Annotated in this window: 5 protein-coding genes; 4 read left to right on the forward strand and 1 reads right to left on the reverse strand. The window is 71.2% G+C overall.

Annotated features, from left to right (window positions below; genetic code table 11):
* Positions 1-919, forward strand: a 919-nt coding sequence (gene mutM / locus ACIPKM_RS18325; RefSeq protein WP_402737288.1) for a bifunctional DNA-formamidopyrimidine glycosylase/DNA-(apurinic or apyrimidinic site) lyase, incomplete at its 5' end; no start/stop codon positions are given.
* Positions 920-951: 32 nt separating this feature from the next.
* Entirely contained in the window at positions 952-4,749 is a 3,798-nt protein-coding gene (locus ACIPKM_RS18330) for an AAA family ATPase (RefSeq protein ID WP_402737289.1), read from the forward strand.
* A 164-nt stretch (positions 4,750-4,913) separates the two neighbouring features.
* On the opposite strand, the gene ACIPKM_RS18335 is transcribed toward ACIPKM_RS18330, so the two are convergent.
* Positions 4,914-5,942, reverse strand: coding sequence for a TerC family protein (locus tag ACIPKM_RS18335; protein WP_070416415.1), 1,029 nt, complete (start codon positions 5,940-5,942; stop codon positions 4,914-4,916).
* A gap of 218 nt (positions 5,943-6,160) precedes the next feature.
* Here ACIPKM_RS18335 and ftsY point away from each other — a divergent pair, with 218 nt between their 5' ends.
* Together ftsY and ACIPKM_RS18345 are read left to right on the forward strand one after the other, a co-directional pair.
* Positions 6,161-7,030, forward strand: a complete 870-nt coding sequence (gene ftsY / locus ACIPKM_RS18340) for a signal recognition particle-docking protein FtsY (RefSeq protein ID WP_402737290.1) — start codon at positions 6,161-6,163, stop codon at positions 7,028-7,030.
* Between the two features lie 58 nt (positions 7,031-7,088).
* The gene (locus tag ACIPKM_RS18345) at positions 7,089-7,247 is read left to right on the forward strand and encodes a DUF4175 domain-containing protein (protein WP_139199230.1); all 159 of its coding nucleotides are present in this window, start codon (positions 7,089-7,091) and stop codon (positions 7,245-7,247) included.
* Positions 7,248-7,392 lie beyond the last annotated feature (145 nt).

A 7,392-nucleotide genomic window follows, 5' to 3' on the forward strand; every position in this document is an offset into this window, starting at 1 on the left:
CAGCGGCGCGCGGGTCCTGCACGTGGACGTCGTCGACGACCGGGCACTGACCCGGCACGACGGTCCGGCCGAGGACTTCGCCGACCGCCTGACCGGTCGCACCATCGCCGCCGCGGTCCGTCGTGGCAAGTTCCTCTGGATGCCCCTGCATCCCGAGCACGAGGGCGACCGACCCGAGGCCCTCGTGGCCCACCTCGGCATGAGCGGTCAGATCCTGCTCGGCCGTGGGCGCGAGGCGGCGAAGCACCGACGGATCCTCCTCGACGTCCAGCCCACCGGCACCGACCGCGACGGCTCCCCGGAGCCCCCGGTCGAGCTCGAGTTCGTCGACCAGCGCACGTTCGGCTCGATGGCGATCGACGAGATGGTCCCGACGATCGACGGGGCGCCGGCCGGTTCCGCCGGACACGTCGACGAGGTCGATCCCGACGCCGTGTGGCGCCGGAGCATCCCGAAGCAGGTGTCGCACATCGCACGCGACCCGCTCGACCCCGCGTTCGACGACGACCGCTTCATCGCCGCCGCCCGGAAGCGCTCGAGCGGCATCAAGCGGGTCCTGCTCGACCAGGGCGTCGTGAGCGGCATCGGGAACATCTACGCCGACGAGTCCCTCTGGGCGGCCAGGCTGCACTACGACCGCCCGGCCGAGCGGCTGACCCGCGCCGACCTGCACGGCCTCCTGTCCGAGGTGCGGCACGTCCTCGGCCGTGCGCTGGAGGACGGCGGCACGAGCTTCGACGCGCAGTACGTCAACGTGAACGGGCAGTCCGGGTACTTCTCGCAGCGGTTGCACGTGTACGGGCAGCATGGGAAGCCGTGCCCCCGGTGCGGCACCACGATCGTGCGTGAGGCCTTCATGAACCGATCGAGCCACATCTGCCCCGTGTGCCAACCACGCCCACGCCGTCGCACGCGTTAGCCTGACGCCCAACCAGAGCATCCGGAGACCGCATGTACTTGAAGAGCCTGACCATCAAGGGGTTCAAGTCCTTCGCGCAGCCGACGACGTTCGCGTTCGAACCGGGCGTCACGTGCATCGTCGGCCCGAACGGCTCCGGCAAGTCCAACGTCGTGGACGCCCTCGCGTGGGTGATGGGGGAGCAGGGGGCGAAGACCCTCCGTGGCGGCAAGATGGAGGACGTCATCTTCGCGGGCACCTCGACGCGCGGTCCGCTCGGCCGTGCGCAGGTGCTGCTGACGATCGACAACGCCGACGGCCTGCTGCCGATCGAGTACTCCGAGGTCACGATCTCCCGCACGCTCTTCCGCAACGGTGGCAGCGAGTACGCGATCAACGGCGAGAACTGCCGTCTGCTCGACGTCCAGGAGCTCCTGAGCGACACCGGCCTCGGTCGTGAGATGCACGTCATCGTCGGCCAGGGCCAGCTCGACAAGGTCCTGCACGCGACGCCCGAGGACCGCCGCGGCTTCATCGAGGAGGCCGCCGGCATCCTGAAGCACCGTCGGCGCAAGGAGAAGACCCTCCGCAAGCTCGACGCGATGCAGACGAACCTGACGCGCCTGTCCGACCTCGCGGGGGAGATCCGCCGCCAGCTGAAGCCCCTCGGACGACAAGCCGAGGTCGCGCGCAAGGCCCAGTCGGTCGCCGCGGTCGCCCGTGACGCCAAGGCCCGCATCCTCGCCGACGACGTCGTCCGCCTGCGCCGCGAGCTCCACGAGCACCAGGAGGTCGAGGCCGGCCGCAAGTCCGAGCGCATCGTGCTGCAGGAACGGCTCGACCAGACCCGTGCCCGCCAGCAGCACGTCGAGCAGAGCATGGTCGGCGACGACGTCGACCGGGCCCGCACGGTGGTGCACCGGCTGGAGAGCGTGCAGGAGCGGCTCCGCGGCCTGTCGAGCCTGGCGAACCAGCGCCTGATGTTCCTCGCCCAGCAGGCCGACGCGCCGCAGCAGGGTCCCACGATCACGCCGGAGCAGGTGCAGGGCGTCCGGAACGAAGCGGACCGGCTCGAGGCGCAGGCGGCGGAGATGACCGGCGGCACGGCGGTGGCGGCGCAGCGGGTGCAGGCGGCCCGTGCGGCGCTCGACGCCCTCGACGAACGGATCGCCGCCCAGGCAGCCCTCGTCTCGCAGCACGACCTCGAGGCCCAGCGCCTCGGGTCCGCGGTGGACGTGGCGACGTCGAAGCGCGGCTCCGCGGTGGCGGACCGGGAACGGCGCGAGCGGGCGCTGGCCGAGGCGGGGGAGCGGTCCGAACGGGCGGCTGCGGCCCTCGCCGAACTCGGCGCCGATCCGTCCGAGGGCATCGACGAGGACGCGCTGACCGCCGCGCTCGAGACCGCCCGCGAGCAGCAGGAAGCGGCCCAGGCGGCGCGTGACGAACTCCGTGACCGCCTGCACGCCCTCGAGCGCGAGCGGGACGCCCTGGACGCCCGTGTCGCCGCGCTCGGCATGTCGATCGACGTCCGTGACGGTTCGCAAGCGCTCATCGAGGCCGGGCGCGACGGCATCGTGGGTCGCCTCGCGGACCGTCTCAGCGTGACGCCCGGGTTCGAAGGGGCGATCGCGATCGCCCTCGACGGGCTCGCCGACGCCGTCCTCGCCGACGACCGGTCCGTCGCGCTCGATGCCGTCGCGCACGCCCGCACCGAGGACATCGGACGCATCGACGTCGTGGTCGCGGACGCCGACGCCCCGCCGTCCGGACTGCCCGAGCGGCTCCCGGCCGGTGTCCGTCGCGCACTCGACCTCGTGCAGGGTCCGCCGGCGATCGCCGCGATCCTGCGGGACACGCTGGTCGCGGACACCGACGGGGTCGACCTGGAGGCGGTGCTCACCGCCGCCCCGCAGGCCACGGTGGTGACGCGGTCCGGTGACCTCGTCCGTGCGGTCCGCGTGACGGGCGGCGGGGAGCGCGTGACCTCGCGCATCGAACTCGTCGCGGAACGCGACGACGCCGTGACCCGCCGCGACGCGATCGCGCGCGACGCCGAGGACGCGGCCACGCGCCTCCAGGCCGCCCGCACCGCCGTCGAGGACGCACGTCGCGCGGCGGACGACGCGGACGCTGCCTCGCGCGCCCACGCCCGGGCGAAGGCGGAGTACGACCGGACCAGCGCGTCGACCCGCGCGAAGGTGGAGAACGCCGCCGCCGAGGTCGAGCGACTGCGCGCAGCCCTCGCCGAGACCGACGGCGCCGTCGAGGCTGCCGAGGCGGCCCTGGCCGAGGCGGAACGTGCGCGCCAGGAGTTCGCCGACCGTCCGCGCCCCGTCGTCGACGCGTCCGAGCGCCCCGGGCTGCAGGACGCACTCGAGGCCGCACGCGCCGCCGAGATCGAGCAGCGCATCCAGGTCGAGACCGTCCGCGAGCGTGTCCGGGCGGAGCGGACCCGCGCCGACCAGCTGGAGCGGCAACTCGAGGCCGAACGCGCCGCAGCGGCGGAGGCCGCACGACTCGCCGTGATCCGCCGTGGCCAGATAGCCGTCGCCGAGGACGTGCTCGCCGACCTGCCCGGGCTGCTCGGTGCCGTCGACCGGTCCCTCGCCGAGGCGCGCGTGCAGCTCGCCACCGAGGAGGCCGAGCGGTCGAAGCGGAACACCGAGCTCCAGACGATCCGGAACGAGGAGCGCGAGCTCCGCGACCGCCTCCAGTCCATCACCGACGGCGTGCACTCGCTCGAGATGGAGATCTACGAGAAGAAGTTGCACGTGTCCGGCGTGCTCGACCGGGCGCAGAGCGAGCTCGGGCTCGTCGAGGCCGTGCTCGTCGCTGAGTACGGGCCGCACGTGCCGGTCCCGGTGGACGTCCTGATCGACCCCCGGGTCCTCGCGCGGAAGCACCGCGACGCCGAGCGCGCGGCCGCTGCCGCCGCGGCGGAGACGGTCCTGGACGGCGCCGTGCCGGAGGCGACGGTGGAGGACGGGGCCGAGCCGCGCCTCCAGTCCGACGACTCGCCGACCGACGCCGATTCGCCGACCGACGCCGACGACGACCTGGTCGAACTGGTCGACGCCGAGTCGACGCTCCCGGGCGGCCCCGCCCTGCCCGAGTTCGACGCCACCGAGGACGTCGACCCCGCCGACGTCGAGACGGTGCCGTACGTCCGCGCCGAGCAGGAGCGACGGCTCAAGGCGGCCGAGCGGGACCTCGGGCAGCTCGGCAAGGTGAACCCGCTCGCGCTCGAGGAGTTCCAGGCGCTCGAACAGCGTCACGCGTTCCTCGCCGAGCAGCTCGAGGACCTGCAGAAGACCCGGACCGACCTCATGACGATCATCGACGAGCTCGACCAGAAGATGCAGACGATCTTCGAGTCCGCGTTCGACGACACGAAGGAGGCGTTCGACGTCATCTTCCCGATCCTCTTCCCCGGCGGCTCCGGGTCGATCACGCTGACGAACCCCGACGACCTGCTGAACACCGGCATCGAGGTGCAGGTGAAGCCCGCCGGCAAGAAGATCGACCGGCTGACCCTGCTGTCCGGCGGCGAGCGGTCCCTGGCCGCCGTGGCGTTGCTCGTGGCGATCTTCACCGCCCGACCGTCGCCGTTCTACATCATGGACGAGGTCGAGGCGGCGCTCGACGACGCCAACCTCGGGCGGCTGCTGACGGTGTTCGAGCGGCTGCGGGCGTCGTCGCAGCTCATCGTGATCACGCACCAGAAGCGCACGATGGAGATCGCCGACGCGCTGTACGGGGTCTCGATGCGGCAGGACGGCGTCTCCGCCGTCGTCGGCCAGCGCGTGCAGAAGCGGTCGCCGGAGCCGGAGCCGGAGCCGGCGGTCGCGTAGGCCCGAGTCCGAGACTCGGCTCCGCGGACAGTTTCGTGCCCTCGCGGCCGCGAAACTGTCCGCAGGGCCGAGTCTCGGCGCGCCGCCGGCTCCCGCGACCACACGACGGACGGGAGGCGCGGTGCCAGCCGGCACCGCGCCTCCAGACCGTCAGGCGGTTGCGACTAGTGCGCGTCGGCCTCGACGGCCTCCTTCGGCTCGCCCGTCGGGGTGAGCCCGCGCTCCTGGCGACGCTTCGACACCACGAGCGACGCCACCGTGGCGACCGCGATCGTCAGCATGATGAAGCCCAGCGAGAACCAGATCGGGATCTCCGGAGCCCACTCGATGTGCTCGCCGCCGTTGATGAACGGCAGCTCGTTGACGTGCATGGCGTGGAAGACGAGCTTGACGCCGATGAACCCGAGGATGACCGCGAGGCCCTGCCCGAGGTAGATGAGGCGCTCGAGCAGTCCGGCGATGAGGAAGTACAGCTGGCGGAGCCCGAGCAGCGAGAACGCGTTCGCGGTGAACACGATGAAGGCGTCCTGGGTCAGCCCGAAGATCGCGGGGATCGAGTCGAGCGCGAAGAGCACGTCGGTGAGGCCGATCGCGACCATCACGAGCAGCATCGGCGTGAAGAGGCGCTTGCCGTCGACCTTCGTGGTGAGGCGGTCGCCGTCGTAGTGGTCCGAGGTCGGGATGACGCGCTTGAGGATCCGGATCAGGCGGGAGTCACCCTCGTCGCCACCGTGGTCGTTGCCGCTGCGGGCCTGCGACCAGGCGAGCCAGAAGAGCAGCGCGCCGAACAGGTAGAACACCCACGAGAAGTTGTCGATGATCGTGACGCCGAGGGCGATGAAGATGCCGCGTGCGACGAGGGCGATCGCGACGCCGACGAGCAGGACCTTCTGCTGGAACTCCTTCGGCACGGCGAAGCTCGTCATGATGATGAGGAAGACGAACAGGTTGTCGACCGACAGTGCCTTCTCGGTCAGCCACCCGGCGAAGTACTCACCGCCGGCCTGTCCGCCGCCGAAGACGAGGATGCCGACACCGAAGAGGATCGCGAGTCCGACGTAGAACGCCGACCAGAACGCGGATTCCTTGATGTGCGGGACGTGCGGGGTGCGCACGTGCGAGAAGAAGTCGAACACCAGCAGCGCGAGGATGCCTGCGATGGTGAGGAGCCAGACGAAGAGTGGGACGTCCACGGGTTTCCTTCAGGTCGATGGGCGCAACCAGGTGGTGGGTACGCCGAGGCCTGAAGGTCTCTTCCGCCGCGCTCCGCACTGGGTGCTGACCACGACCGGCGCCCCGGGCCCGGATCGTTCCGGACCGTACTGACGGGGACACCGAGGAGGAATACTCCCCTTCGTGTCCCCGAGCGTACCGGGCGCCGCCCACATGCGCCGCGCTCTAAGCTGGGAACATGGCGAGTTCCTGGTCACTGTCCTCCCGGCTGCGCGGGCTGTTCCAGCGCAAGACGATCGACGAGACCACGTGGGAGGACCTCGAGACGGCGCTCATCGGTGCGGACTTCGGCCCGGACATCGCCGACGAGATCATCGAGGACCTCCACGCGCGCGTCGACCGCTACGGCACGACGGACCCCGCCGATCTCCAGCGGATGCTGCGCGAGGTGCTCGAGGAACGGCTGTCGAAGCTCGACACCACGCTGAAGCTCAGCAACCGGCCGGCGGTCGTGCTCGTCGTCGGGGTGAACGGCGTCGGCAAGACCACCACCATCGGCAAGTTCGCGAAGTTCCTCAAGACGTACGACCGCACGGTGCTCGTCGGTGCGGCGGACACCTTCCGCGCCGCCGCGGTCGAGCAGGTCGCGACGTGGGCGCAGCGAGCGGGCGTCGAGGTCGTGCGACCGGCCCAGCCCGGGCAGGACCCGGCGTCGGTCGCGTACCAGACGGTCGAGAAGGCCATCAGGGACAACACCGAGATCGTCGTCATCGACACCGCCGGCCGACTGCACACCAAGGCCGGGCTGATGGACGAGCTCACCAAGATCAAGCGCGTGGTCGAGAAGCAGACCGAGATCGCCGAGGTCCTGCTCGTGCTCGACGCCACGACCGGCCAGAACGGCCTCGCGCAGGCGCAGGCGTTCATCGAGGGGGCGGGCGTCACCGGGCTCGTCATCACCAAGCTCGACGGTTCGGCCAAGGCCGGGTTCGTGCTGAGCGTGCAGGAGAAGACGGGCATCCCGATCAAGCTCATCGGCCAGGGCGAGGGCATCAACGACCTCACCGGTTTCACCCCGCACGTGTTCGTGCAGAACCTCGTGGGCTGATTCCGGGTACCGTCTGCGCAGTACAGGGATCGTCCAGGTACACGGAAGGAGCCCTCACATGCCCGCTCTGCTGATCATCGCGATCATCGTCGGCCTCGTCCTGCTCTTCAGCGGCATCTTCGTCGGTGCCCTGAAGTTCCTGCTGTGGGTCGGGATCGTCCTCATCATCCTGGCCGTCATCGGCTGGCTGCTCAGGAGCATCCGCGGTCGCGCGTAGCGACCGACGCGTCCGTCACGGACGCATGCGCGGAACGGGAGGCGCGGGGGCCGCGGGCCCCCCCCCCCCCCGCCCGCCGCCCGCCCGGCCCCCCCCCCCCCCCGCCGGGGGCCCCGGCCGCGCGGCGAGGCGGTGCGACCGGTGC

It is taken from the genome of Curtobacterium sp. NPDC086286 (genome assembly GCF_044746255.1).
GTDB lineage: Bacteria > Actinomycetota > Actinomycetes > Actinomycetales > Microbacteriaceae > Curtobacterium.

What these genes read in the sequence shown, in the direction of transcription:
- ftsY (WP_402737290.1), top strand. Translation starts at nt 6,161, where the DNA reads ATGGCGAGTTCCTGGTCACTGTCCTCCCGGCTGCGCGGGCTGTTCCAG.
- ACIPKM_RS18345 (WP_139199230.1), top strand. Translation starts at nt 7,089, where the DNA reads ATGCCCGCTCTGCTGATCATCGCGATCATCGTCGGCCTCGTCCTGCTC.
- ACIPKM_RS18330 (WP_402737289.1), top strand. Translation starts at nt 952, where the DNA reads ATGTACTTGAAGAGCCTGACCATCAAGGGGTTCAAGTCCTTCGCGCAG.